25 protein-coding genes are annotated in these 26,305 nt (G+C 35.9%); 15 read left to right on the top strand and 10 right to left on the bottom strand.

Annotated elements, in window-relative coordinates; all coding sequences use genetic code 11:
- The first annotated feature begins 33 nt into the window (after positions 1-33).
- Together JNG87_RS12695 and JNG87_RS12690 are read left to right on the top strand one after the other, a co-directional pair.
- Positions 34-2,157 carry a Tex family protein gene (locus tag JNG87_RS12695; protein WP_202838758.1) on the top strand — a complete coding sequence of 708 codons (2,124 nt, stop codon included), beginning with the start codon at positions 34-36 and terminating at the stop codon, positions 2,155-2,157.
- A 43-nt stretch (positions 2,158-2,200) separates the two neighbouring features.
- Positions 2,201-2,851: an HAD family hydrolase gene (locus JNG87_RS12690; RefSeq protein ID WP_202838757.1), complete on the top strand. Its 651-nt coding sequence runs from the start codon at positions 2,201-2,203 to the stop codon at positions 2,849-2,851.
- Positions 2,852-2,925: 74 nt separating this feature from the next.
- Here JNG87_RS12690 and JNG87_RS12685 read toward each other — a convergent pair whose 3' ends face one another.
- Entirely contained in the window at positions 2,926-4,266 is a 1,341-nt protein-coding gene (locus JNG87_RS12685) for a LuxR C-terminal-related transcriptional regulator (protein WP_202838756.1), read from the bottom strand.
- A 1,021-nt stretch (positions 4,267-5,287) separates the two neighbouring features.
- On the opposite strand from JNG87_RS12685, the gene JNG87_RS12680 reads away from it, so the two are divergent.
- The gene (locus tag JNG87_RS12680; protein WP_202838755.1) at positions 5,288-5,725 is read left to right on the top strand and encodes a transposase; all 438 of its coding nucleotides are present in this window, start codon (positions 5,288-5,290) and stop codon (positions 5,723-5,725) included.
- Positions 5,726-5,912: 187 nt separating this feature from the next.
- Here the strand turns inward: JNG87_RS12680 and JNG87_RS12675 are convergent, their stop codons facing one another.
- The 4 genes from JNG87_RS12675 to JNG87_RS12660 all read right to left on the bottom strand — a co-directional run bounded on the left by JNG87_RS12675 (position 5,913) and on the right by JNG87_RS12660 (position 9,145).
- Positions 5,913-6,689: a hypothetical protein gene (locus tag JNG87_RS12675; protein ID WP_202838754.1), complete on the bottom strand. Its 777-nt coding sequence runs from the start codon at positions 6,687-6,689 to the stop codon at positions 5,913-5,915.
- A 172-nt stretch (positions 6,690-6,861) separates the two neighbouring features.
- Positions 6,862-8,268 (bottom strand): tetratricopeptide repeat protein, encoded by a 1,407-nt coding sequence (locus tag JNG87_RS12670; protein ID WP_202838753.1) that lies wholly within the window; start codon positions 8,266-8,268, stop codon positions 6,862-6,864.
- An 86-nt stretch (positions 8,269-8,354) separates the two neighbouring features.
- Entirely contained in the window at positions 8,355-8,798 is a 444-nt protein-coding gene (locus JNG87_RS12665) for a hypothetical protein (protein ID WP_202838752.1), read from the bottom strand.
- Between the two features lie 143 nt (positions 8,799-8,941).
- Complete coding sequence (locus JNG87_RS12660) at positions 8,942-9,145, bottom strand: hypothetical protein (RefSeq protein WP_202838751.1); 204 nt, start codon at positions 9,143-9,145, stop codon at positions 8,942-8,944.
- Positions 9,146-9,648: 503 nt separating this feature from the next.
- On the opposite strand from JNG87_RS12660, the gene JNG87_RS12655 reads away from it, so the two are divergent.
- Positions 9,649-9,996: a helix-turn-helix domain-containing protein gene (locus JNG87_RS12655; RefSeq protein ID WP_228406557.1), complete on the top strand. Its 348-nt coding sequence runs from the start codon at positions 9,649-9,651 to the stop codon at positions 9,994-9,996.
- Positions 9,997-10,285: 289 nt separating this feature from the next.
- Here the strand turns inward: JNG87_RS12655 and JNG87_RS12650 are convergent, their stop codons facing one another.
- Entirely contained in the window at positions 10,286-11,857 is a 1,572-nt protein-coding gene (locus JNG87_RS12650; protein WP_202838750.1) for a M20/M25/M40 family metallo-hydrolase, read from the bottom strand.
- A gap of 278 nt (positions 11,858-12,135) precedes the next feature.
- On the bottom strand, positions 12,136-12,312 hold the full coding sequence (locus JNG87_RS12645) for a histone H1 (RefSeq protein WP_002978882.1): 177 nt from the start codon (positions 12,310-12,312) through the stop codon (positions 12,136-12,138).
- A gap of 466 nt (positions 12,313-12,778) precedes the next feature.
- On the opposite strand from JNG87_RS12645, the gene JNG87_RS12640 reads away from it, so the two are divergent.
- The 5 genes from JNG87_RS12640 to JNG87_RS12620 all read left to right on the top strand — a co-directional run bounded on the left by JNG87_RS12640 (position 12,779) and on the right by JNG87_RS12620 (position 17,157).
- Positions 12,779-13,294, top strand: coding sequence for a hypothetical protein (locus JNG87_RS12640; RefSeq protein WP_202838749.1), 516 nt, complete (start codon positions 12,779-12,781; stop codon positions 13,292-13,294).
- A gap of 174 nt (positions 13,295-13,468) precedes the next feature.
- Positions 13,469-14,383, top strand: coding sequence for a helix-turn-helix domain-containing protein (locus JNG87_RS12635; protein ID WP_110011150.1), 915 nt, complete (start codon positions 13,469-13,471; stop codon positions 14,381-14,383).
- An 88-nt stretch (positions 14,384-14,471) separates the two neighbouring features.
- Positions 14,472-15,677: an MFS transporter gene (locus tag JNG87_RS12630; RefSeq protein ID WP_062675182.1), complete on the top strand. Its 1,206-nt coding sequence runs from the start codon at positions 14,472-14,474 to the stop codon at positions 15,675-15,677.
- Between the two features lie 164 nt (positions 15,678-15,841).
- Positions 15,842-16,294 (top strand): MarR family winged helix-turn-helix transcriptional regulator, encoded by a 453-nt coding sequence (locus JNG87_RS12625; protein ID WP_202838748.1) that lies wholly within the window; start codon positions 15,842-15,844, stop codon positions 16,292-16,294.
- A 20-nt stretch (positions 16,295-16,314) separates the two neighbouring features.
- The gene (locus tag JNG87_RS12620) at positions 16,315-17,157 is read left to right on the top strand and encodes a universal stress protein (RefSeq protein WP_202838747.1); all 843 of its coding nucleotides are present in this window, start codon (positions 16,315-16,317) and stop codon (positions 17,155-17,157) included.
- Positions 17,158-17,172: 15 nt separating this feature from the next.
- Here the strand turns inward: JNG87_RS12620 and JNG87_RS12615 are convergent, their stop codons facing one another.
- Both JNG87_RS12615 and JNG87_RS12610 read right to left on the bottom strand, forming a co-directional pair.
- Positions 17,173-17,769 carry a Crp/Fnr family transcriptional regulator gene (locus JNG87_RS12615; RefSeq protein WP_202838746.1) on the bottom strand — a complete coding sequence of 199 codons (597 nt, stop codon included), beginning with the start codon at positions 17,767-17,769 and terminating at the stop codon, positions 17,173-17,175.
- Positions 17,770-17,880: 111 nt separating this feature from the next.
- Positions 17,881-18,237: a winged helix-turn-helix transcriptional regulator gene (locus JNG87_RS12610; RefSeq protein ID WP_202838745.1), complete on the bottom strand. Its 357-nt coding sequence runs from the start codon at positions 18,235-18,237 to the stop codon at positions 17,881-17,883.
- A gap of 116 nt (positions 18,238-18,353) precedes the next feature.
- Here JNG87_RS12610 and JNG87_RS12605 point away from each other — a divergent pair, with 116 nt between their 5' ends.
- From JNG87_RS12605 to JNG87_RS12580, 6 genes are all read left to right on the top strand, one after another.
- Complete coding sequence (locus JNG87_RS12605; RefSeq protein ID WP_202838744.1) at positions 18,354-18,956, top strand: FMN-dependent NADH-azoreductase; 603 nt, start codon at positions 18,354-18,356, stop codon at positions 18,954-18,956.
- Positions 18,957-19,110: 154 nt separating this feature from the next.
- On the top strand, positions 19,111-19,536 hold the full coding sequence (locus tag JNG87_RS12600) for a RidA family protein (protein ID WP_202838743.1): 426 nt from the start codon (positions 19,111-19,113) through the stop codon (positions 19,534-19,536).
- Positions 19,537-19,977: 441 nt separating this feature from the next.
- Positions 19,978-20,424 carry a hypothetical protein gene (locus JNG87_RS12595; protein ID WP_202838742.1) on the top strand — a complete coding sequence of 149 codons (447 nt, stop codon included), beginning with the start codon at positions 19,978-19,980 and terminating at the stop codon, positions 20,422-20,424.
- Complete coding sequence (locus JNG87_RS12590) at positions 20,421-22,496, top strand: GMC oxidoreductase (protein ID WP_202838741.1); 2,076 nt, start codon at positions 20,421-20,423, stop codon at positions 22,494-22,496. The genes JNG87_RS12595 and JNG87_RS12590 overlap by 4 nt, the downstream gene beginning before the upstream one ends.
- A 4-nt stretch (positions 22,497-22,500) precedes the next feature.
- Positions 22,501-23,955: a ferritin-like domain-containing protein gene (locus JNG87_RS12585; protein ID WP_202838740.1), complete on the top strand. Its 1,455-nt coding sequence runs from the start codon at positions 22,501-22,503 to the stop codon at positions 23,953-23,955.
- Positions 23,956-23,973: 18 nt separating this feature from the next.
- On the top strand, positions 23,974-25,500 hold the full coding sequence (locus JNG87_RS12580; protein WP_202838739.1) for a peroxidase, FMP-type: 1,527 nt from the start codon (positions 23,974-23,976) through the stop codon (positions 25,498-25,500).
- A gap of 70 nt (positions 25,501-25,570) precedes the next feature.
- Here the strand turns inward: JNG87_RS12580 and JNG87_RS12575 are convergent, their stop codons facing one another.
- On the bottom strand, positions 25,571-26,209 hold the full coding sequence (locus JNG87_RS12575) for a TetR/AcrR family transcriptional regulator (protein ID WP_110011162.1): 639 nt from the start codon (positions 26,207-26,209) through the stop codon (positions 25,571-25,573).
- Between the last annotated feature and the right edge of the window lie 96 nt (positions 26,210-26,305).

Genomic DNA, 26,305 nt, shown 5'->3' with positions numbered 1-26,305 from the left:
AAAACCCTATTTTAGCTATCCGAAAACAGAACAATGACGACCGTAGAATTTATCCAGAGACAGCTCAGCATTTCTGAAAAGAACATCAACAATACTTTACAATTATTAGCAGAAGACTGCACCATTCCTTTTATTTCGCGTTACCGAAAAGATAAGACCGGAAACCTTGATGAAACACAGATTGAACAGATTTCAAAAATCAGCAGGCAGTTTGAGGACATTGTTAAAAGAAAAGAAACTATTGTAAAATCAATAGAAGAACAGAATTCATTAACGCCTGAACTTCAGCATAGAATTGAAGAAAGCTTTGATATCCAGGAGCTGGAAGACCTTTACCTGCCTTTCAAAAAGCGTAAGAAAACCAAAGCAGATACTGCCAAGGAAAAAGGGCTCGAACCTTTAGCCAGAATTATTATGAGTCAGAAAAGTAATGATATTCATTTTCTGGCTTCAAAATATCTTAATGATGAAGTAAATTCTGAAGAAGAAGCATTGCAGGGAGCAAGAGACATCATAGCAGAATGGATCAATGAAAATATGTATGTCCGTAAAAATCTCCGCAGATTATTTCAGCGTAAGGCTGTTATCACTTCTAAAGTTGTAAAAGCCAAAAAAGATGAAGAAGATGCACAGAAATTCTCCCAATATTTTGAATGGGAAGAAAGTCTTGGCAGAACTCCTTCCCACAGACTTCTGGCAATGTTGAGAGCAGAAGCGGAAGGTTTTGTAAAAACAAATGTAGCTGTAGATAAAGAAGAAGCAATCGGTTTTATTGAAAAAGCGGTCATTAAATCCAACAATGAAAGTTCGGACCAGATTGCACTGGCCATAAAAGACAGTTATAAAAGACTTCTGGAACCCGCTATTTCAAACGAAACATTACAGGAAGCCAAAGAAAAAGCAGACAAAAAAGCAATTGAAATTTTCTCTGAGAATTTAAGCCAGCTGCTTCTTGCTCCACCTTTGGGAGAAAAGAGAATTCTGGCAATAGATCCCGGATACCGAAGCGGATGCAAAGTTGTGTGCCTGGATGAGAAGGGAGATTTACTGCATAACGAAACCCTCTACCCTCACGCTCCGCAGAATGAAAGCGGAATGGCTATGAAAAAAATCCGTTCTATGGTAAATGCCTATAATATTGAAGCTATTTCTATTGGTAACGGAACAGCAAGCCGCGAAACAGAATTTTTCATTAAAAAGATCGCTTTTGATAAGCCTTTGCAGGTTTTTGTGGTTTCTGAAGCCGGAGCATCCGTGTATTCTGCAAGTAAAATTGCAAGAGATGAGTTTCCTTCGTATGATGTAACAGTACGTGGAGCTGTTTCTATCGGAAGAAGACTTTCTGATCCACTGGCTGAATTGGTGAAAATTGATGCCAAATCTATAGGCGTTGGGCAATATCAGCACGATGTGGATCAGACTCAACTTAAAAATGAGCTGGATTCTACTGTCATGAAATGTGTAAATTCTGTGGGAATTAATTTAAATACCGCCAGTAAGTCTCTATTAAGCTATGTTTCCGGAATCGGAGAAAAAATGGCAGAAAACATTGTGAATTACCGTACTGAGAACGGAGCATTTGAAGACAGGAAACAGCTTAAAAAAGTTCCAAGACTTGGAGAAAAAGCGTTCCAGCAAGCCGCCGCTTTCGTGAGAATCACCAATGCCAAAAATCCATTGGATAACTCTGCAGTACATCCGGAAGCGTATGGAATTGTAGAGAAAATGGCAAAAGATTTGGGTATTAAAACCACTGAGCTGATTGCCAATAAAGAAAAAATAGCTCTGGTAAAACCGGAAAACTATACAACAGGAGAAATCGGAATTTTAGGAATTAAAGATATTTTAAAAGAACTTGAGAAGCCGGGACTGGATCCAAGAAAAGCAGCAAAAGTATTTGAATTCGATCCGAATGTTAAAAGCATCAAAGATTTAAAAGCAGGAATGATTCTTCCGGGAATTGTCAATAACATTACCGCTTTTGGATGTTTCGTAGATCTAGGAATCAAAGAAAGCGGGCTGGTTCATATTTCCCAGCTTAAAGATGGCTTTGTATCAGATGTCAATGAAGTGGTAAAACTTCATCAGCATGTTCGTGTAAAGGTAACGGAAGTAGATGAAGCAAGAAAAAGAGTGCAGCTGAGCATGATTTTGTAATTTTTAACCGTTATGTATTTAAATTAAACCAACAATTATCATTTTGAAAACAAAGAATCTAATCTTCGATCTGGATGGAACATTATGGGATTCCAGAGCTACGATTATCAAAATATGGAATAAAGTATTGGGTAAACATCAGTTGATCCAAAAAGAACTGAAGCCTGAAGACATGGATCAGTATATGGGATTATTAGCTCATGATATTGTAAAAGATATTATTCCCGGCATTTCAGACCTGCAGGCTCAGAAACTTCTTTCTGAAATTGTAGGCGAAGAGAATAAAATACTTCACTTAGAAGGTGGAATTTTATATGATGGTGTGGAAGAGACTTTAAAGAATCTGGCTAATACCTATTCCCTTTTCATTGTAAGCAACTGTCAGGATGGCTATATTGAATCTTTTTTAGATTATTATCAATTCAGTGATCTGTTTGTAGATTTTGAGTCTCACGGGCGGACCAAAAAAAATAAATCTGAAAACATACAGCTTCTTATGGAAAGAAATTATTTATCTGCTGAAGACACCTTATATATTGGAGATACCCAAACTGATTATGATTCTGCAACATCCAATGGATTACCATTTATCTTTTGTAAATATGGATTTGGAAAGTTAACCAACCCTTTGTACGAGCCGGCGATTCTTTCCTTTTCACAAGTAGGACTCCGCGTTACCGATATAACCAAATAAAGGCGGTCTCTCAAGACAGTCTTTATTTTTTACAAAAAATACACTTACAAGTGCGCGCACAATGCGATTGAATATTATTTGGAATTTAAATTTTGCAAGAAAAAATAAAGATCCACATCGGATGGAATATTTAATTTTTTCCTTAATCTATTTTTCTTTGTTTGTACCGATCTGTGCTGCATAAAGCCATATTGTGCAATTTCCTTAGAGGAAAAGCCCAGCTGTATCATTGCACAGAAAGAAAGCTCATTTGCTGACAGCTTTGGATTAATCTCAAAAAGCTTTTCAACCAGCTCAGGATAAGCACTTTGATATTCATTAAAAAACAAAGGATCATTTTTCTTTGCTAAAAACACCAGCCTTTCATCATTAGCAGACATTTTTTTCATCAGAGATTCCGTCTCTAATTCTTTCTCCTCTATTATTTTACGCTTTTTAGTAATTCTTTTCTGATAAACCCAATATACAAATACAATAACACCCAATAATACAAAAACGATTACATTATATACTATGGTTGAATACTTTTTTTCAATATCATTTTTCTCCTTTTCCTGAATCATTTTATCAACAGAAGTATTGATTGATTCATCCCATACCTTTTCCAGACTATCGTTTAATTTAGCATATTTTTCCAGATAATCTTTCTCTTTTGAGTTATTGTTTAGTTTTTTATAGGTCTTGGCAATAGCTTGATACAATACGGGAACCTGATAGATTCTTTGGGTTTTTTTGAGTATTTCTACCGATTTAATATAATAATCTAATGCCTGACTATAATCCTGTTTTTCAAATAAAAAATTCCCGTAATAAAAATAAGTAAGCGCTCTCTGGGAATCCCAGTAATCTTTTTTTTCTAAAAGAGAAAAAGCCCTGTTAAAATATACCTGTGCAGAATCCTCATTTTTACCAAAAAGCAGATAGTGATTAGCAATCGTGGAATTGATAACCGGTGTTGGTTTTACATCTAAAGCTTTGTGTAGATAGATTAACGAAGAATCAACCGAATTTGTTTCCCTTAAAAAGTCGGCTCTGTTTGCATAAACAACAGATAAAATCTCCCGATCATGCTTATCCTTTATTTGTTTACCATAATAAACTGACCTGGAATTATACTTAATGGCTTTTTTATAAAGACCTATTACAAAATTAGCCTGGCCATACTCCTGATATAGTCTTGTATACAGGTAGTAATCTTCCATCCCTTCAAGGTCTTCTTCAGCCAACTGAAGGTATTTGAAGGCTTTTTCATACATCCCGACGGTAGCATACATATTCCCCAAATTAATGTATGAAATGACCACTCCTTTTTTATAATCCTGTTTTTTACTGATATTGTAAAATTTCGTATTAAGATCAATTAATTCTTTCTTTCTGCCACTTACTCTTAAATTCTCATTTACTTTTATCAACATACTATCTATATATTGAGGGGTGTATGTCTGAGAATAGAATAAGTTAGAAAACAAAAAATATATCAGCGCGCTTAGCAATACTTTCGAAAATTGGCTCAGCTTTAATGTTTGCATAGTAAATTTAATAATAATTAGTTTCTAAAGTGAAAGAGCAAGATCAGACTCTACCACAAAAACTACTTAACAAGATATTAATAATAACTTTTTCAACCAAATTATAACGCATAATTTAGTTTCCATAAAATTAAATAAAAAAAATATATAGTTACAAATTTTTTGCTAATTTTAGTTAAATTTAAAAACATATCATTATTATATTCACTATATATTGATTAATTGAAACGCATAAACAATCAATTTTAATAAATTTGAAATCATCAGGAAATTAATTTATATCAATAATTTATTGAGGTAGTATAATCAATTGATAAAATTCCATTTTTGCATTAGATTTTCATGCCCCGGATGCTATTATAGCAGCAAACTGTAAATTGATGTACTTTTGATGTATATAAAATTTTGCTTTAATCATATGCCAGATTTAACTTTGTAACAGTAAAATTTATTAATATAATCTGATATAAAGCACAAAAGAAATATTGAATTGAGGATTTAACTAAAGTTTTTACACAAACAAAAACATCTGTTGTAAAACTTTCAGTTCTCAATATTTAATAACAAAATCAGTTTTCATTTTTATAGAATTCTATAATACTGATCAAAGTTGCTACTCCCGTTTTACGGGAGTTTTTTGATCCTACACCATAAAAATTGATGTATCTCTGATGTACAGCTATTTGATTAAAAAAAAATAATGAATGCTAAATTTGAACAAATGATAAAAATAGGTTTACCTATTATTTTTTCTTCTCAGGTAGGAATTAATATCACCTGTATAGAATATTAATGAAGATATTCATTTTAATTCAGACCCATTTTTGTCATCAGCCCAACGAAAATAAGTCCTAAGACTTAATTATTTTTTGCGAAAAAAAATTTTAATTATATAATACCGTTTATTTTGAATTTTAAAAAAATACATATTGGCAGTACTATTAAAGCTAAGTTTCAGGAAGAAGCACTGGACATGCAGAGAGCATGCAGTTTCATGAAATGTACTGAATCTGAAATTGAACAAATGTTCCTTGAACAAGACCTGACAACTGATAAATTATTGAGATGGAGCAAGCTGCTGGAGTATGATTTTTTCCGGGCATACTCACAGCATCTTATACTCTTTTCTCCTCCCAAAAAGGTAGCTTCCCATAAAACTTCCGATAAAAAAACATCTTCTCTGCCTGCGTTCAGGAAAAACATCTACACCAAGGAAATAATAGAATTTATTCTTGAGCAGATTGAAACAGGAAAAAAAACAAAGCTGGAAATAATAAATGATTATAAAATCCCAAAAACTACACTATATAAGTGGATAGCAAAGTATACGGATAAAAATAAGTAGACACTTCCACTTTATTTTTGCATAGTTATAATATCACTTTAATGTCAATTTATCAAAGATAAATTAAATCTATCATTTTATGCTCGTGTAATGAATTGTCAAAAAAAGCAACGAATGAAAAATAAAAAAACAGGCTAATTTTAGTCTGTTTTTTAGTAAAATGTAGAAATTAAGATAAAAGTGTACTCTACTTTAATCGTTTTACGGACATTTGAGTAACAGGGCCAGATCCTGTAGCACCTGAGCTTAAATACCTGATAGTTACATCCTCTGTATTATACAGTCTGAAAGAATAGGTATGAGAAGCTAACATAGGAATTGAAGTAATGAGAGTATAGGTTTGCTTTGGCTCACCTCCGGGTGAAGTTGATGATCCTGCCCAATAAACATCATTAACACGCGCCACCCAGCCACTAATTGTATCATCCCATATGCCTAATACTGGAACCGTAGGTTGATTATTACTATCATTAGTTGTAGATAACTGTCCGTTCATTGTTACCTGATATACACCATCAGCTGATACTTTAAATGAATTAGTGGATGGTGAACCCGTATACAGATTTTCATTATCTACAATTTCATTATTTAAACTTCCTATAGCAACCGGAACACCACCGTTGGAACCAGCTGTAACCGTGAAATCATTAGTCATTTGTACAATAATTTCCTGGGCCACCAGAAATTGTCCATTTACCACGATCACAGTTCCTGTAGAACTTGGAACACCTGCAATAGACTCCCAGGTAGGAGCATTACCCGGTCCATTAGACTTAAGAACCTGCCCTGCAGTTCCTGCCGAACCTGCGGTAGAAGCAGTCCCTCCCACATTCAGTTCATTGACAACCTGTAAAGATCCGTTAACATGCAGGGACTTCATAGGAGTAGAGGTATTAATTCCAACTTGGGAATAATAAAATAAGGAAACAAAGATACTGGTAATAAGTATGGCTTTCTTTTTCATAATGAATATTGTATTTTAAATTGTATGCAAAACTATAACACAATACCACTTTTACAGCATACGACCACATACATCATAGATACAACATCCAACAACAACATATATAAAACTCTAAAAATCAACACTTCTATATCTTAAAAAAAAACAATATATCTATCCCGATTTACTATTCTCAGCTGTCATCAGAAAGATTTTTAAAGAAAAAATACAGATCAACATCTGAAGAAATATTCAATTTTTTCCTGAGTCTGTGCTTTTTATTCTGGACAGACCGATGTTCCACAAAGGTATATTGTGCGATTTCTTTTGACGTAAACCCCAACCATATCATTGCACAAAAAGCTAAATCAGATTTTGACAAATTAGAATTGATTGCAAGTAATTCTTTTATAAAGTCCGGCTGTGCTTCCTGAAATTTGTTGAGAAAAACAGGGTCATTTTTTTTAGCAAGCTCAATAATACAATCGTAGGAATTATTAAGTTTCTCCTTTAAAACATCTGTTTCAAATTCTTTTTGTTTTATGATGTCTTTATTCTGTTGACAATGGATGAAGGCTAAAATGAGAATAACAATAAGACTAAAAACTACACTATTATAAACAAAAAATATATTCTCCTTTGAAATATTTGCTGATTCTTTTTCCTTCATCATGTCATCAATAGAAATATTGACACTTTCATTACAAACCCTGCTTAAACTGTCATTTAGCCTTGTATATTTTTCAAGGTATTCTCTTTCTCTCTCCAGGTCATTTAAAACCCGGTAAGTATCGGCTATCTTTTTGTACAGGAGAGGAATATTACAAACTCTTTTGGTTCTTTCTAAAATGGCTACAGACTTTGTATAGTACAACAGCGCTTTTTTGTACTCCTTTTTTTTATTAAGAAAATTACCATACAAGTAGTAAGTCTGCCCTCTTTGGGCATTCCAGTAATCCATTTTCTGCAGCAGTTTCAATGCATTATTCAAATAATATGAAGACGAATCTGTATTCTCCTTATAAACCATATAATGATTTGCTATCGATGAATTAATTACCGGAGTCGATTTTATATTTAATGCTTTATGCAAATAAATCAGTGAAGAATCATGCCGATGGATATCATGTAATAAATCTGCCCTGTTGGCAAAAATACCTGATAATATTTCCTTTTCATTGGGATTGGAAATCAGCTTACCATAGTAAATAGATTGCGAATTATATTTCAAAGCTTTTGTATATAACCCAATAACATAATTAATCTGTCCATATTCGTGATATAGCCTGGCAGATAAATAAACATCATTAATTTTTTTGATTTTTCTTTCAGCTTTCTGAAGATAATAAAAAGACTCTTTATAGTCACCTATGGTTGCATAGATATTAGCAATATTGATATAACCTAAAATCTCTCCTTTCAGATAATTCTGGTTTTGGGAAATAATAATATATTTTTCATTGAAAGAAATTAATTCTTTTTTTTCACCTCTTATTCTTAATTTCTCGGATTTAATTATTAATGCGCTGTCTATTTGGTCCGGAGTATAATTTTGAGAATATAAGACAGTAAAAATAGACAAATGGGCAAACGCCATCATTAAAAATTGAAATATTCTTTTTATGCTCACGCTGATCATATTGTATATTCAATTGCTGTTTCTTTGATATCAGCAGATAATTCTGCTTATTCTTGTACTTTCTGAAAAATTATTTTTTTTGAATCAAGTTTTTGAATGATAACAATGGTATTGGGGATAGTCATGAAACTCCGCTGACCTCCTTTGATCACTTTATAAGAATATACTATATCCTGATCTTTTTCCTGAAGGCTGACAGGGATAATTTCCACTTCCAGATTGGTTTTAGGGTAAATAAGAGCGAGTACATTTTCTTTTGAAAAATCAATAGGTGTTGGCTTCCCGCTCATGCCCATTGTTGTTGCAGCCCCAAAAATCTGATCAAATTCTTCCTGTGAAGTAATTATTTTTTCAGTTAAATCTTTTTGATGGGAGGTATTTTTAACAAAGTATTTCTTTGCTGATGTATAGGGAATATCTTTTTGAGAAACATTTACAGTACACGAAAAAACTATGAGAGTACTTACTAAAGTCATGATGAAATTTTTCATTTTTTTCAATTTATTGTGTGTTAAAAGCTATTGTAATTACTTAACATATATAGTAAACAGAGCCGGGCTCGGGAATTACCTTAATTAACTTTAAAGGATATTAAGATGATCTGGTAAGAACACGTCCTGTTTCTACAATTGTATTATTTTATAACTTGTAAGGAAGGATAATTTTTTAGCTGATCTGCGGTAATTCTTGATGCAATGATACCATCCCGTATAGCTGGCTTCGTTGAATTTCCTGGTACATCCAGAGTAATTTTAGAATTCGGAGTATCAATTCCGCTCTGGGAATACATATCCAGCAACAATAATACGAGCAAGGTTAATACATTTTTTTTCTTCATAAGGTTTTTTGTTTCACCGTAAAAGTATAAAATAAGCGTTAGGATGCATTAAATGGCACATACATCACAGATACAGCACGACGAAACGTGCGTTATTTCAAGCAAATACTCCCGATTTATAGTAAGAGACAACCAACCGTTATCTGTAAGCAATTTTCGGATTTTTTGACATTCAGAAAAAGCTGTATAGATGATGTATACAAAATATTGCAGCGTATAGAACAAGACCTATATTTTTGCACAAAAACACAAACTATATACTTTCTATTAACTCACAAATCCTTTAGTTGATATAAAGACCAGGTACTAGAGTTGTAACTGACATTAAAGAAATAAACTATTGTAAAGTTCAAAAACAATTTTACTTTATTATTTTAAATATTAAAAGCATTCTTTTAATTGGTTGAGACACTCTCTTTAATTAATTTATGAACTCTAGTATTCTTTTTTATTAAATACAGTTCGCTCAAAAAAGAGCTATAAAATTGAAAATTTATATTATTATGTTACCAATGGATCATCACAAACAATCTCACTCAATGACGCCTGATTATAAAAAGATTTACCTTGATCTTGTCGACCTGAAATATCCTGAGAAAAAGGACGAGTGTGCAAAAATTTTATCGAAGAAAAATCTGTCAGCGTTTGATGTAATAGAAATTAACAGAATAATATTTAATTATAACCAGGACATCAAGGCAAATCAGTCTCATCGTTCCTACAATGAAGAAACGATACACAAAATCCTTGAATATCAGAAAAAGAATTATCTTAATAATACGCAGCTGGCCCTGCATTTTAAATTGAGTCGTAATACCGTTGCAAAATGGAAAAATTTATTCAATATTTAATCAATTCACAACCTCAATAAATTTATATACCCTCCTACTGTGCTTTTACTGCCTTGTTTAAAGGATGTAATCCGGATAAAAATAACAGAATCTTACCACGTCCCGGTTATATAGTAAGAGATATTCCTGTTTTTAGAAAAATTCTTAATAACAAATGCCGTTATTGACTAAAACATATATAACTATCAATACATGTTTTAAGCAATAACGGCAAAAAGAATATACCAGAATATGGTATAATATTCAGAGATTTAAAATTAGTCTTCTTTATTGTTTTTCAAATAAAGAACTACTTATAATCTTTAGAACTTCTTCGGGGCTCTTTTACTTCCGGCCATTTTACCACCTCTCCCTTTTCATCCTGAGGCATTACTCTTTTTTCTCTGTTACTGAATTCAGGATCCTCAGACGCCATATAAGCTAATGCCGCTGTTAAAATCACATTATTCTTCACCTCATCAAAAACGATCTTGTCATAGGTATCTTTCGTAGTATGCCATGTATATCCAAAATATCCCCAGTTCAGAGAACCTAAAGAAATTCCGGGAACTCCTGCTGCCACGAAAGAAGCATGATCGGAACCTCCACCACCAGGCATTCCTGGGAAATCTGTCTTAATGTGGCTTCTTACGGCTTTTGGAACGCCATCAAGCCATCTTCCTACATAATCATAAGCTTTTACAAATCCTTGTCCACTGATGTTAACCACTCGCCCCGTTCCGTTATCCTGATTAAAGGCTGCCTGTACCCCTTTAATTATCTGAGGATTATCAGCAACAAAACCTCTTGAACCGTTTAATCCCTGCTCTTCACTACCCCAAAGTCCGATGATAATAGTTCTCTTGTTATCAGGATAATATTTTTTCAGAATTCTCATGGCTTCCAGCATGGTAATCGTACCGGTACCATTATCTGTAGCTCCCTGTGCTCCGTCCCATGAGTCAAGGTGAGCAGAAAGAATCACGTATTCATCAGGTTTTTCTTTGCCTTTGATCATTCCGATCGTATTAAAGCTTTTGGCTTCTGGAAGTATTTTTGACTGGGCATCAATTTTAATTTTAGGCCGAGTTCCTTTTTCTGCCATTCTGTAAAGCATTCCATAGTCTTCCAAATCGATATCGACCATAGGAATTTTGGTAGTTTTTGCGCCGAATATTCTGTTAGCCCCCATAATACCTGTCCAGTTTGAAATGGCAATACCTGCCGCTCCTGCTTTTTCCAATGCTTCCGGAAGGCTGTTATTATCATAGCCGATATTCTTTATATAAGCTGCAAAATCTTTAGCAGCCTGATCTTTTTCCGCTTTAAGTTTTTCATACAATTCGGGGGTTGCAAATTCTTTGATCTGTTCATCAGAGCGTCCTATTTTCTGGTATTGTGCCATCAGCACAATTTTTCCTTTCACTGAAGGAAGCCATTGATCAAATTCAGCTTTAGAAGACACTTTCGGAAGAATGATCACTTCCGCTTCAATGGCTTTTTTTGTAGCCGGACTCCACGCCAGCTGAGTTGCTGAAAGAGATTTTATGCGTGGATAGGTCATATCAACATGAGTCGTTCCTCTCTGCCATCCTTTCCATGTTCCGAATTGCTGAAGATTGGCATCTACTCCCCAGGAGCGAAGTTTATTGACACTCCATTCATTTGCTGCCAGCATTTCGGGAGTTCCCACAAGACGGGGCCCGATGCCATCCAACAGTTCAGACGCCAGGTTTTCCAGTTGAGAATTATTATTGACTTCATCTACAAAACTTTTTACGATAGGGTTAAGCTTTTCTTTTGGATCAACCTTTATCTGAGCCCATGAAAACTGGGCAGCCAGCACTACTGCAGGCACTGCAAAAAATCTATTTATCCTCATAATATATATTGATTGGTTTAAAGATAAAAGAAATCAGGGAGATGGTGAAAAAATCAAGCCTAAAAAAGAGGCTTTTCAATTATTTTTATCAATATTTTATTCAAAAACAATAACAAAAATTCACCAATAACTGTAATCTACAAAAAACCATCAATACAACAGTCTTTGGGATTTTTAGAAGAGGACATTCACTTTCGGCGGGAATAAGTTATTTCAAAGACAACACCATTGACATCAGCACATAAAAAAACCGGCTTCAAAAGCCGGCTAAAGGCGAATTATTTCTTAGCTTCTTCTACAGAAACTTTTCTGAATTCTTTGAACAATTTGCTTAGTTCTAAAGCTGCTTTACGAGCTCTTGTACCAGCTGCTTTGTTTCCTTTTTCCGCTTGTTGGTTTGCCTCAGTTGTGAACGCTTCAAATTCTGCGTTGATTTTTTCAATTAGTTCTTTCATTTATTTAAAAATTTAGGCTGCAAATATAGGTTTTATGGCGATTCCAGCCTAATTGTGTAGAAAAAAAATAGTGGATTTACTCATTTTTTCTGAGTCTTTCTGAAATTCAATTTAAATTTTAAAATAAAATCAAATTATTGTAGAAAATAAGCCATGTTATTCGGTGTCACATAGCGCATCAGTGAATATTTAAATAAACTATTCAAAATCAACAAGAACCAAAGAAACATATAGAGAAATCTTCTTAAAAATTTTATCTGTAAATCATTTATTTTCCTCAATTTATACGTATTTGATTACGTTGTTTTAAAAATCCAGTTATTTTGTATTTCTACCAGTATTTTATACTAAAATTTTAATGATATAGGACAATTTTAAACAAATAATGTCTGTACCGATGATATTTTAACGAACTGTATCCTTTTTGAATGGATTAATCTTATAATTTTGAATAAAAAAAAATCCCATGGATATCATTTCAAAATTTACAGTAGGTTCTGAAGAGGGAATTTCTGATCTTATAGCCATCATTGATTCTTCCGTTTATGCATTGCACAAAGAATTTGTTACTGAAGAAGAAATCAAAAGATATATTCACAACGAAATAGACCCGAGAAAGATGATCAATGACCTGAACGATCTTTCCAACCAACTGATCATGATGTATGCAGATCAGAAACCCATCGGATTCAGCATTATAAAAAGCGGTTCGGTACATCCGGGAATTTCTGACGGAAAAAGGGCTACAGAAATCAGTTTTGTAATTCTTTCAGAGTTTGATCTTCCTGAAGCAAGACAGTCTCTCTGGAAAAAATGCAGGTCAGCAGTGAGCTTTACGGATATTATATGGATCAATATCCTGGATCATGATCCGCTTGCAGACTTTTTAAAAGAATCCGGTTTTATCGCTGTGAGCAGTTCAAAAGCCGGACCTTTTCAACTGCCTTCTCATATTTTGGAGCTGGAGATTAATAAAGGTTAATCCAGTTGCTTTAACCATAGATTCCATAGATATTTGCCTATATAATAGTAATCAATCATTTTTTTAATTCCACAACTATTGAGGAAGACTATCATTTTAATTTCTATTATCTCATTTAAAATGATCTTAAGTAGACAACAGTTTACTTATCTTTGATTTTTATAATTTTTACCTATGAGTGATCAGCTGGAAACAATAGAGGATTATTACAGACGTATCCGTAAAAACCAGATTAAAATGTTTGATTCTGAGGATTTTGAAATGGGAAAATCTCACTTCAATATTTCTATGCGGAAATACTGTAGTTTTAAAAGCCCTTACAACCGTCGTGATTATTATAAAATAAGCTTTATTATTGGAAAGGGCACCATTCATTATGGTACTCATCAGCTGTATATAGATGGTCCTGCCCTATTTTTTCCTTCTCCAAGCATTCCGTATTCATGGGAGTGTGAAAGCGATGTACAGGAAGGATATTTTTGTTTATTCAATCAGGAATTTTTTAATGGGAATTCTGAATTCAATCTGTTTAAAAAAACGTCAATGTTCAAGGAATGGAGTAAGCCGGTTGTTTTTCTGACAGAAGAACAGGCCCAGCTGACAATGCTTTATTTTGATCAGATTTACAGAATGAATAATTCTTCCTATCCTTTCCGCTGCAGCAGTATCAAAAGCAATCTTGCTTCTGTAATGCATCTGGCGCTGGAAAACCGTGTGGAAGATATCAATCCTAATGAGCTTCCCGCAAATGTACGTTTGTATAAGTTATTTGATGAACTCCTCAACAAACAGTTTCCGCTGGACTCTCCTGCCTATCCGCTGGCCTTAAAAACACCTTCCGATTTTGCTGCGCACCTGAATGTGCATGTCAATCATCTGAATTCTTCCGTGAAATCTGTAACCAACCTTACGACCACACAGATCATTAAAGAAAAGATGTTTGAAGAGTCTAAAAACCTGCTGAAGTATACGAATTGGGATATTGCACAGATCGGTTACACTTTAGGATTTGATCAGCCTGCCCATTTTAATAATTTCTTTAAAAAGCATGCGCAGACTTCACCCTTAAAATTTAAGAACCTGTCATAATATTTGATTTTTGTAATTTTTACTTTGTCTTTTAAAATCCGGTTTTGTATTTCTTGACTTATTTTTGCAATGTAAAAAATGAATGAATATGTTGAGAGAAGCATCTGAACAACGAATCAGATTAATTACCATTATGGCTTTCGTGTCTATCCCGCTTTCCGGGTTTGTCACGGACATTTATTTACCATCATTCCCTTCTATGGCCAAAGAAATGATGGTTTCGGAAAAAGATATTCAGATTACCCTGACATCATATCTGTTGAGCTACGGGATTTCCCAATTATTTGTAGGAGGAATTCTGGACAGCATCGGCCGTTATCGTCCCAAATTGATAGCCTTGTTCCTATTGATACTGACCAGTATTTTAATTACGATGACCAACAGTATTCTACTGATCTGTCTGCTTCGTATTCTTCAGGGAGCTGCAGTTTCAGTACTCGTTGTAGCTACGCGTGCTATTTTTGTAGATATTTATGATGCGGAAAAGGTAAAACATTATCTGAGCTACTTTACTATTGTATGGTCCTGCGGTCCTATTCTGGCCCCTTTCCTTGGAGGATATCTTGAGAAAATCTTCAACTGGCATGCTAATTTCTATTTTCTGGCAGCATATGCCGGATTTCTGTTCCTTTTTGAGTGGTTTTTTAGCGGGGAGAGCCTTCCGCAGAAAAAGAAACTGGATCTTTCAGAGAACATCAGCCTTTATAAGATGATGCTTAAAAACAGGATTTTCATGTTGGGGATTTTCATTTTAGGTTTGAGCTACTCTATCGTGATGTTATTTAATATTACCGGGCCATTTATTATAGAAAATACTTTTCATTTTACGCCGGTAGTGATTGGATATTGTACACTGATCTTAGGATTTTCATGGATGATTGGAGGTTTTATAGGCAAACGCAGACTGACTCTGGATTTTAAGCCCAGAATTTTACAGCCCATCTTACTTCAGCTGATCCTTATCGCAGGCCTGATCACCACCAGTTATTTTGCAGAAAGCCTGTTCATTATGATTCCTTTTGCCTTTTTCATTCATATCTGTTCCGGAATTTTATTCACCTCCTTTTTTACGACAAGTATGCTTTACTTTCCGAAAAATGCAGGTACAGCCGGCGGACTGATGGGTGGACTGGTGTATGTAATCACTTCTGTAACAAGTTTTATCATCTCTGTAAGCGGAACGGTAACAGATCAAAAAGGTCTTTCCTGGCGCTATCTGATCATTGCATGTTTCCTTTTGGGGATCATTCTTATCATGCACCAAGCCGTTAAAAAAGAAAAAGCAGAGAATTAGTCTCTGCTTTTATTTTATAATTTCAGGATAATTTTCGCCGTCTGTTATTTCATCAAAATTAGTTTTAATTAAAACTAATTTTTTGTATATTTGTTATGATAAGTCATGCTATAAAATCCATCGGAAAAATGCTTCTTATCCTGTTTCATCATTAATATAAAAGTATGCCTGTAAAACAGAATAATCTATCAGAGCTGGCTCTGGAGCTTGGCCTGGCAATGAGTGAAATGAAAAGCCGTCTCCGCCAGAAGATCCAGACTATCATTACTATTTATGATCCGGATCTTTCTTTTGAACTGATTGAAATTCTTGGTTTGCTTTCAAGACATAACGGCATCAACCAGCAGGAAATTGGAAATAAAGTAAGCAAAGACAAGTCAAGTATCACCTATCTCATCAACAGCCTCGTGAAAAAGGATCTTGTTGAACGGATAGCTGATAAAAAAGACAGGAGAAACAAACAGATCTTTTTAACTCCGAAAGGCAAACAGATTGTAGAAACCGTTTATCCATGGGCCCTGGATCTTTATAAAAAGGCAGCTGGTGATATAGAAGAAAAAGAGATCAGCAAAGCGCTGCTTTTGGTAAAAAAAATGACAGCTAACCTGGAAGAATAAGCACTAAAACATGATACAATATGAGAACAATTCTTGTACCTGTTGATTTTACATCAACTACGGAAAATGCAGTAAGAGTTGCCGCAGACTGGGCAAAAACCTACGAATATCAAAATATTATCCTGTTAAAAACTGCAGGAGAATCTGAATTTGACTACCTGCATATCGCAGAAGGGCATTCATTTGTCAATGAAGAAAGTATCAACAACCTGCTGCAAAGGACAGAATTGCTATTCGATCAGTTAACGGATATCATCGCTGAAAAGTCGCCTGAAGTAAAAGTTTCCAGGGTATTGAGCGATTGGGCACTCACCAGAAGTATTAATGAGCTTTTAAAAAACCAGCCTTCTGTGGAACTGATTATCCTGGGAAGTGATGACCAGACCTCTTCTACTGAAAGTTTTGTTTCTGAGAATATTATAAGTATTGCCAGAACAAGTCCTGTGAAAACATTAATTGTTCCCAACAGCTACCATTATTCACCTATTAAGAATATATTTATTCCTTGTGATATAAGAGGTATTAAAAGGTTAGAAAGACTGTTTCACCACAAATCTGTTATTCATAAGCAAGATGTCCGTCTTTCATTTCTCAATATCAACACCAGTGAAAAAGAGGACGAAACGCAAAAAAGAGAACTGGAGGATTACATTCGTGAGCATTTAACGGAAATTCCGAGCAGTATTCATTATTCTCATGATGAAAATATTATTAAAGGTATACTGGACTTTGCTGTATCAGATAAGGCAGACCTTATTATAGCACTACCCGGTAAGCACAGCTTCTTGTATTATCTGGCAAGCAGAAGTATTTCCGAAGGAATTTATCAGAACACCTCTCAGCCTGTTTTAATTTTAAAATAACAAGAAAATTGAAAGCTAATAATAAATTTTAGCATTTTCAATTTTAACCATTGCCAGCTCTTCCATTTTCTTAACATAGCGGATCACCGTCTCTACCCGAAGGCCGGTTAAGGTTGCTATTTGCTGTCTGGTGTAAGGAATCAGAAATGAATAGGGTTCTTCATAACCGAAATATCTTTTAAGGTGATCAAAAAGCTTCGTGAGCTTTACAATAGGATCTGAAATTGCCAGAAAGCTTGAAATCATATATCTGAAATGAAGTCTGTCTGCGGTATATTTATTTATTTCAAGCATTAATAAAGGATTTCCCACCAGGAATTCAAGGAACCTGGTTTTGGAAAGCCTGATAATTTCACAGCTGGTGACCGCAATAGCATTCACAGCATAATGGTGATTGGTAAATAAATAGCTTTCACCAATACAATGGCCATCAAAAGGAAGCCCATGAACAAATTCTTTTCCGTCTTCCAATAAATTATTCAGTTTAACGGTACCATATTTGATCTGAAAATAGAATTTTACAGCAGATCCTTCCTGAAAAATAGTTTCACCTGCTTCATACTTTTCCAGACTGGCTCCGAGGGAAAATAATAATTCTTCATCTATGATCATCTTACCATTATTAATTTGAGTAAAAATACTTAAAGAATAAGCAATGTTACAACTTATTAAATACCACAAAAACAGTAATACTCTTTTTCTACACTACTCTTCTTATATCTATTAAGCTGTAATTTTCTTTTTGTGTTTGGAACCCCAATCTGCCAAAGCAGCAATCACATCTTTCAGGGATTCACTATATTCTGTGGGAACATATTCTACCAGCACCGGCTTCTGATCCGTAATCACAGTTCTTTCCACCAGGTGATTTACCTCCAGTTTTTTCAATTCGCTGGATAAGACTCTTGCCGAAATTCCATTGATGGTCCGCTGTAACTCATTAAAGCGGGTATGTCCGCCCAAAATAGCGATCATTACCCTGATGGTCCACCGCCCACCCAAAACATATAAAGCATCCTCAGTAGCAGCCAGATGGGTACTGCACTGCGGCCTTGAGTACACTATTTTTTCTTCTTCCATTCTTCTGTTTTTACTTATTACTAACCTAAATGTTATTACTAACCTTTTGGTAACTACTATCTTTTTATTAGTAAATATAGATAATTTTGAAACATCAATTTAAAAAAAATAAAAAAATGAAACGTGTACTTCATATCATTTCAAGCCCGAGAAGCGAATCATCAATCAGTAAAAAACTGGGTCATGCTGTTGTAGAAAAAATTGCAGCAAAGTATCCTGACAGCGTTTTTAAAAAGCGTGATTTGACCAATCCGCTTTTTCCCCATCTGGAAGAAGCTCATATCAATGCATTTTTTACTCCAGCTGAAAACCGCACTTCTGAACAGCAGGAAATCGTAAAACTTTCAGACACGGTAATTGATGAATTACATGAGGCTGACATTATCATTATTGAAGCTCCCCTTTACAACTTCAGTATCACTTCTACATTAAAATCATGGCTTGATCATATTGCCAGAGCAGGAAAAACATTCAGCTATAGCGAAAACGGTCCTGAAGGCCTGGTGAAAAATAAAAAAGTATATCTTGCCTTTTCAAGTGGTGGTGTGTATTCTGAAGGAGAAAGACAATCTTATGATTTTGTAGTTCCTTACTTAAAACAAACTCTAGGCTTTATGGGGATGACAGATATTTCTGTTGTCCGTGCAGAGGGACTTTCTGTTCCGGTGATACAGGATACAGCCCTGCAAAAGGGGATTGAAAGTATTGTTGTAGAGTAAAAACTAAAAATGCTGTTCCTTTGAACAGTATTTTTTTTGCATCAGAATTTTATTATTGATGAAAATATGTAAAGGATTAAAAATATTTTCATCAACATATGTAAAGTTTTTTTCAATTTTTTTTGCTCATTTTTACTTTATTAAATAAAAGATTATGGAAAAAAATAAACAGCCTAAACTGATCAATCCTGCTGAGTTATTTGATCCCAGCCCTTATGGTTTCTCTCACAGTATTGCTGTGGAATCTCCATCAACGATGTGTTTTATATCCGGACAGAGCGGCGGTGTGGGGGAAAATCATGTGCTGGCAGATGACTTTAAGACTCAGGTTCAGGATGCTTTGAAAAATTTACAGATTGTTTTACAGAGCCATTCAATGACATTTGAAAATATAGTTAAAATCACCTTGCTTATTGTAAATCACAACCAGGAAAAACTTGAAATATGGGCTGAGGAAGCCAGGAATGTCTGGAAATCTTCGGTCCTGCCTACGAGTACACTTATTCCCGTAAGCCAACTGGCTTTACCCGGAATGTTGTTTGAGATCGACGCCATTGCTGTAAAACAACTGGCCAACTAGAAATATCTGATAATGGTATTATAATTCTTACCTTCAACCTTAATTAAAATCCTGCCTGAATATTCAATTCAGGCATTTTTTTTATCTATTACCGGCAATCGTCACTGTTTTATCCGATATATTTTGATAACAGATACCACATTATTTAAAATAATTCTAAACTATGTGAAAATAAAATCTCTTATAAACACTTCAAATAAAGGATTTGTTACAAAAAATTAAGACACTGTTAATTCAAATTACGTAGAAATACTGAATCTTATCTGCCGGGATGTGATTAATTTCGAATAAACAAAAACTGATACTATGGATCGCTTGAAATACAGTCAATCATTTCTGAAAAAGAGGTGTTATCTGAAATATCCGGCAGCTGTAGATCAATCAGCTTGATAGCCTCCTGTTAAAAGGAGTTGAAGATATTGAATCCAAATTTTTTACGAAATGAATATTATTAACAAAATTCTCAACGTCGACGATTATTATTTCGACGTGTTCATGTCTATCTCGGAAGCGCTTACCGGGTTTACGGTAAACGAACTGCAGTCAACAGGGCTTGCAGAAACCTATTACACTTATGTTTTAAAATGCCTGGAAGCAGCCACTTTCGTAGAATTCCTTACGGTTTCTAAAAATATCCTTGAAAGTTCTTCGGGTGAAGAGGAATTAAAAAAGGCTATTCAATCTGAAATTATTGCCCATCCGGGAATGAATGACATTTCAGGAAAAGTAATCACCATGTGGTATCTGGGAACCTGGGAAGGAGCATACATCAATGATCTTTCTTACAAGGAAGGCCTTGTCTGGAATCTGATGCATTCACACCCGCCGGGAGCCAAACAACCGGGCTACAAATCTTGGAATATTAAACCTGTAAACACCCAATCATGAATCCAACCCATAACAAAAAAGATGTGATCATTGTAGGAACAGGGATCGCTGGGTCATTAATCGCAAAGCTATTATCCGACCACGTATTTGACGCAACCAAAGGAAAAATGGTCCATCGTGCAGATGCCGGAAAATCCGATAACATCAGGGAAATATCAATCCTTATGTATGAAGCAGGTCTGGAAGCAGGTATTGAGCTGGATTCCGTATCCTCAATGACCACTTATAATGAATATATCCGTACTTTTTACAGAGAGGAAGCCAAAGTTCCCAACTCTCCTTATCCGAACTTAAAGCAGGCTCCTTCTCCCAACGTTCTGGATATGGAACATATTGTCCAGCCATATCCGGATAAAAAAGGGTATCTCGTTCAGTTCGGGCCGATGCCATTCGCAAGTGATGCGATACGGGTAGGCGGCGGAACTACCCTTCACTGGCTGGGAACTACACCAAGAATGCTTCCCAACGATTTTAAACTTACCGAAAAATACGGCATCAAGATTCCAAAGCCGGATTCTGATGAGAAAACTGCTGTCGACTGGCCGATAAGTTATGAAGAATTAAGGCCTTATTATGAGATGGCTGAGTTTGAAATCGGGGTTTCCGGGGATGTTTCAAGACAGGAATATCCAATTACAGAGAAGACGGAAGAATATTATGGAAACTATGTATTTCCGATGGAAGAAATTCCTCAGAGTTATATGGATCATAAGATTATTGAGGGACTTAAAGGGACAAGTGTAAAGCTGAGTTCAGGAGAGATTCCTTTAATGATGGTGCCTTCTCCACAGGGAAGAAATTCTATTCCAAATCCAAAATACGGAAAAACGAAGGTCATTAAAGCAGAACCAAAGGATTCTGGTTATAAACTGGTTTTAGACAGTTCTGAAAAAGAAGAATACAAAGCTCTTGGTTCTGTTTGGAATCCTTATATGGGAGAACGCTGTGAAGGGAATGCTTCGTGTGTTCCGATCTGTCCTGTTCAGGCAAAATACAATGCGTTAAAAACATTGAAAAAGGCTTTATATAAAATGAATGATAATGATAACCTGAGCCGTAATCTATTCATGCAGATTCAGGCGCAGAGTGTTGTTTACAAGCTAAGCATTGATCAAAATGATAGTCATAAAATTTCAAAAGTCCATCTGAGAAAATATATCTCAAAAGAAAAGACTGATTTTGTTGAAGAATCTATTGATACGTCTGATGCCATCGTCATTCTTGCAGCCAATGCTTTTGAAAACCCTAAAATTTTATTGAATTCCAAATATACAACCCCGGAAGGCGTAAAAACAGCAGCCAACAGCAGTGATCAGGTGGGAAGAAACCTGATGGATCATATGGTAATGCTTACCTGGGGACTTTTCCCTGAACCGGTATACCCGTACAGAGGTCCGGGTTCTACTACAAATATTTCGTCTTTCCGTGACGGAGAGTTCAGAAAGGACTTTTCTGCATGGATTTCTCCGCTTGACAATTGGGGATGGGGCTGGCCGGCATTTTCCCCGGGTTCTGATGTAGCCTATTTTATCAAAGAAAAACATTTTGGGGCAGAATTAAGAGAAAAGCTCACCGACAGACTTTCAAAACAGGTATTATTCCATTTTGAAATTGAACAGCTCCCGAATCCCAACAACAGAGTAACCATTAATGATGAGTATCTGGATGTTCTCGGAATTCCACGACCTGTTATTCATTATGAACTGACAGAGTACGAAATGAAAGCAATGGAGCAGGCAAAAGATGCTTCGGATCAAATGTTTAAAAGATTAAACATTACGGATTTCACAAAATATACTGCGGAAGACAAAAATTCTGTGATCTATAACGGAGTGAGATATTCTTATAATGGCGCAGGACACATCGTAGGAACTCACAGAATGGGTTCTAAAGCTGAAGAATCCGTAACCGACAGCTACTGCAAAACCTGGGATCATCCGAATTTATACGTCGTAGGTGCGGGAAATATGACCACGCTGGGAACATCAAATCCTACTTTAACATTATCAGCATTCACAATCCGTTCGGTAGAATCCATCCTTGCTGACCTTGAAATTCAACTTAAAAAATAACAACATGAGACAAAGACTTATCAATAAAACAGTTCAACCACAGGAAACTTTATTAACTGCAGGCAGAATGGCTTCCAGAAGTGCCGCGGTTACAGAAGCTATTTCATTACCTTCTTTATTATTTGATTCAACATTAAGCAAAGAAGACTGGATAGAGGGATTAAAGCATCACAGCAAAACAGTTACTAATCTTTTACTGAATGATCAGATAAGTGACTTTAATACCTATCTGGAATCTCAGTTCGGTTCAGGAGTTTCAGAAATGAAAAAAGAGGTAACAGAAATTGATTACAAACCGGTTTTGAAGGACCTTCTGCAAACTGCCATTCTTATCGAACATTCTACAATTCCACCCTATCTTACGGCTTTGTACTCGATCAAAGACGGAACCAATGCTCTGGCTTCACAAATTATCAGAAGTGTTGCTGTAGAGGAAATGCTTCACCTGATTATGGTTTGTAATGTATTGAATGCCATCGATATTCAGCCTTCTGTCAACAAAAAGGAGAACTACCCTGTTTATCCCATGAAATTACCGATGAACGTTGATTTCTATGTAGGTCTGGAAACATTCTCAAGCAACAGTATTGCCACGTTTATTGCCATTGAAAGTCCGAGTGCATCTGTGGTAAAAGCTCCGAAATATGATGATGAAGCGGAGATTTCTGAACTATACTCTCAAAGAGCTGCCGTACAGGAAAAACACCTCTGGACCCTTGAAAATATGAAAGGTTTTATCATGGAAAATGTACACACCATTGGTGAGTATTATGACGTATTATTCTTCTATATCGTTGTTTTCCAAATCATTGCTTACTATAAAGCACATGGGACACTTCCGACAAACTTTGAGGAATTAAACACCAGAGGAATTTTCACAGGAAATCCGGCAAAACAGATCCGCCCTGAGCAATATTACGGAAGCGGCGGGAAACTTCATTCTGTAGAAGCCTTGACAGGAGTAATTGCTGTTTTCCAGGAAATCAAAGGGCAAGGTGAAGGTGCAGATGATTCTATTTTCGATGTAGATCCGTCCCAGTTTGAAGAAGGGGTTGAACTGGCTCATTATTTCAGGTTTAAAGAAGTTTTCCATGAGCATTTCTATCTGGGAGGAAACTATGAGCCTTTCATGGATGAAAATGGAATGATGCCTGTAACTACACCGCCTACAGGAAAAGATCTTCCGGTAGACTGGAACGAGGCCTATCCTATGAAACCTAACCCTAAGCTGGAAGATTACGTCAAAAACAAAGAATTATATGCCCAGGGCGTGGAGTTTAATAAAACCTACAAACGTTTGTTAGATGCTATACAAAGCGCTGTAGAAGGAAATCAGAGAGAACTGGAAAAATCCATTATGTATATGTATGCTCTGAAAGAACAGGCTGTAAATCTGATGAAACAACCGTTGGATGCTCAGACCAATGCGGGGCCAACATTCGAATACATCGACCTATAACCATAAAAACGATATATCATGCTTAAAAGAAAAAAAGAGAGCCCGGAAGCAGGAGGAGAACAGCTGTTCCGCAGAATGCCGGGACAAAGTGAAGTTAATCTGGCTGAATTAATGGACGGATATTCTAAACTTCTTATTGATGATCCGGTAAGACCATTCAGGGAAGACAACCTGCAGGCTATTGAGAATAATGTGGATTATGGAGTTCTGGCTGCCCTGGACGGCACATGGGTAAGCTATAATGTCAATTACAATAAAAATGTTACCAACCCTTCGTTAGCGAGCGGAGTACATACTACCATCATGCCTTCTCCCGGAACCAATCCGGGGACGATACCCGGAAAGTTCGCTTTTACCAGTGAAGAATATATTGAGAAACTTACCTTTTCCATCGTTCCCGGCGGAGTACGTAACCGTGGCGGAGCGAGTGAGCTTTTTTGCGGAGCAGTCAAGTATGAGCAAAGCATTAAAAGCGTTAATACAATACCGGGACAGGATGCGCTGAAATATACCCCTATCCACGAAGAAAACGGAATGTACCTATGGCTGAGTGATGTCTATAACCATGCAGCAACAAAAGAATCTATTGAAAGAGACCGCGGTATTCATGCCATTTTAACAGAAGATGCAAAGTACGGATATACCGGAGAATACAGAGACGAGCCTTTGCTAAGGATTACACCGGACGAAGAACCCAACCCTCAATACATTCTTCAAAGCCAGCTGCAACCGGGACAGCCTTATTATGAAATCATTCCGGCACAGGAAATAAAGCCGGGAGCAGGGCTTGATGGTCCTTATTTTATCCCGGACTACTCTATCTCCCGAAGCGGTGTTATTCCACATGGAAGCACCATTACTTTGCTTGGAGATATCATTCCTCAGAATAAAGATAAGACAACGTACTATTTAATTGAAGGTTCACCTCAGTTCCCTTACGGTAAAGAGGCCTGGGAAACCAATCATCTTTCCATTTCACGGACCATGGGAAATGCCGGAGTAACTCCGGAAGAAATCATTGATCTTGACCAACCGGCACCGGCCTGGGTTCATGAAACACTTAATGATGATAATGATCCCGGCTCCAATAAGATCTATACCCAGAGAATTCTTGCAGACAATTTATATCCTTACTCTGTACGGCCTGACCTGAGGCTCAGGGATACGTTAAGAGGCCAGAAAATCAGCAATCATGTTCATGTGAGAATGTCTTCAAAAATGAAAACAGGAGCACAGGGAGGCGTGTTGAATGTTCCGTTTGTCAATCGTTTCGTTCCGACTGTTGAGGTAGATATGGATATGTGGATCGAAACGGTGATTGAAGATGGAAAAGAGATTCTTCAGCTGCAGTATGAGCAGATTGTATTTTTTGAATTTGATTTCGGGAATGACGGAGGTACCACAAGCTGGCCTCATATCCAGGTAAATACCCTGAGAAAGATACAGGACATTCCTGAGGATCAGAGAAAGGTAATTGAAGAGCAGTTCTATAATACCGGAGTAAATACCGGTACAGCTTCAGGCTGTCCTTATCATAAAGGATAGACTACTATACTATAAGTAACAATAAAAAAGGGGCAAACTATTGTCCCTTTTTTATGTTCTTTATAACAGATTAAAGATTATCGTGGGTTTGTTGTACCATGAAAGATATCGCCTTTTTGATTTTTTCCCGTCCTTCAGGCGTATTGGTATCTATACCACAGAAAATACTTCCGTTCAGAGACGAAAACATATTCAGATAATACAATCCTGACACCATGATGGCCATAATAGAACGGTAGGTATCCATTTTATCTTTAAAATGTGATTCCATCAATAATTTGAAGATATATTCTCCGTTTTCCTCCTGAGTGTCAATCAGTTTTTTTAATGATTTCCGGGGTTCAGAAATAGTCCACAACAATAGTTTTTGAGCTTCTTTATTGGCGTATACGTAATCAAACTGGGAAAGCAGCATATGCTCGATAAATTCTCTGCCTCCATCTTCAAGATTCGGTTTCATCTTTTCCACTTCCTCGCTGGTTACTTTTACCCAGAAATCCTGTGTACGAACATATTCGTCCATGAGGCCATCCATTCCGCCAAAATAGGTATAGATCATTTTCTTATCTACCCCGGCAGTCGCAGCGATATCATTAATCTTCAATCCTGCATGTCCCTTCGTTTTCAGTATTTTCCCAACGGCGTCCAGAAACTTTTTTTTGCTGCGTTCCTTATTCCTAATACTACCTGATGCTGACTTTCTTTCCATGACTAAACATTCAATATACAAGATACAAGTTTAAGAAATTTTTTTTTATTTTAGACACTAGTTAGTGTCTAAAATAATTTATTTGTATATATTTGT

Origin of the sequence: Chryseobacterium cucumeris, from assembly GCF_016775705.1 — a bacterium.
In the GTDB taxonomy this organism is placed as follows: Bacteria; Bacteroidota; Bacteroidia; order Flavobacteriales; family Weeksellaceae; genus Chryseobacterium; species Chryseobacterium cupriresistens.
Note: the sequence above shows the minus strand (reverse complement) of the source record. Positions and strands in the feature narration are given on the sequence as shown.

Coding starts and splice junctions, on each gene's coding strand:
- JNG87_RS12625 (WP_202838748.1), top strand. CDS start 15,842: ATGCCTGTAAAACAGAATAATCTATCAGAGCTGGCTCTGGAGCTTGGC.
- JNG87_RS12620 (WP_202838747.1), top strand. CDS start 16,315: ATGAGAACAATTCTTGTACCTGTTGATTTTACATCAACTACGGAAAAT.
- JNG87_RS12635 (WP_110011150.1), top strand. CDS start 13,469: ATGAGTGATCAGCTGGAAACAATAGAGGATTATTACAGACGTATCCGT.
- JNG87_RS12630 (WP_062675182.1), top strand. CDS start 14,472: ATGTTGAGAGAAGCATCTGAACAACGAATCAGATTAATTACCATTATG.
- JNG87_RS12595 (WP_202838742.1), top strand. CDS start 19,978: ATGAATATTATTAACAAAATTCTCAACGTCGACGATTATTATTTCGAC.
- JNG87_RS12665 (WP_202838752.1), bottom strand. CDS start 8,798: ATGAAAAATTTCATCATGACTTTAGTAAGTACTCTCATAGTTTTTTCG.
- JNG87_RS12590 (WP_202838741.1), top strand. CDS start 20,421: ATGAATCCAACCCATAACAAAAAAGATGTGATCATTGTAGGAACAGGG.
- JNG87_RS12670 (WP_202838753.1), bottom strand. CDS start 8,268: ATGATGGCGTTTGCCCATTTGTCTATTTTTACTGTCTTATATTCTCAA.
- JNG87_RS12610 (WP_202838745.1), bottom strand. CDS start 18,237: ATGGAAGAAGAAAAAATAGTGTACTCAAGGCCGCAGTGCAGTACCCAT.
- JNG87_RS12605 (WP_202838744.1), top strand. CDS start 18,354: ATGAAACGTGTACTTCATATCATTTCAAGCCCGAGAAGCGAATCATCA.
- JNG87_RS12640 (WP_202838749.1), top strand. CDS start 12,779: ATGGATATCATTTCAAAATTTACAGTAGGTTCTGAAGAGGGAATTTCT.
- JNG87_RS12675 (WP_202838754.1), bottom strand. CDS start 6,689: ATGAAAAAGAAAGCCATACTTATTACCAGTATCTTTGTTTCCTTATTT.
- JNG87_RS12600 (WP_202838743.1), top strand. CDS start 19,111: ATGGAAAAAAATAAACAGCCTAAACTGATCAATCCTGCTGAGTTATTT.
- JNG87_RS12575 (WP_110011162.1), bottom strand. CDS start 26,209: ATGGAAAGAAAGTCAGCATCAGGTAGTATTAGGAATAAGGAACGCAGC.
- JNG87_RS12685 (WP_202838756.1), bottom strand. CDS start 4,266: ATGTTGATAAAAGTAAATGAGAATTTAAGAGTAAGTGGCAGAAAGAAA.
- JNG87_RS12580 (WP_202838739.1), top strand. CDS start 23,974: ATGCTTAAAAGAAAAAAAGAGAGCCCGGAAGCAGGAGGAGAACAGCTG.
- JNG87_RS12660 (WP_202838751.1), bottom strand. CDS start 9,145: ATGAAGAAAAAAAATGTATTAACCTTGCTCGTATTATTGTTGCTGGAT.
- JNG87_RS12655 (WP_228406557.1), top strand. CDS start 9,649: ATGTTACCAATGGATCATCACAAACAATCTCACTCAATGACGCCTGAT.
- JNG87_RS12615 (WP_202838746.1), bottom strand. CDS start 17,769: ATGATCATAGATGAAGAATTATTATTTTCCCTCGGAGCCAGTCTGGAA.
- JNG87_RS12645 (WP_002978882.1), bottom strand. CDS start 12,312: ATGAAAGAACTAATTGAAAAAATCAACGCAGAATTTGAAGCGTTCACA.
- JNG87_RS12650 (WP_202838750.1), bottom strand. CDS start 11,857: ATGAGGATAAATAGATTTTTTGCAGTGCCTGCAGTAGTGCTGGCTGCC.
- JNG87_RS12695 (WP_202838758.1), top strand. CDS start 34: ATGACGACCGTAGAATTTATCCAGAGACAGCTCAGCATTTCTGAAAAG.
- JNG87_RS12585 (WP_202838740.1), top strand. CDS start 22,501: ATGAGACAAAGACTTATCAATAAAACAGTTCAACCACAGGAAACTTTA.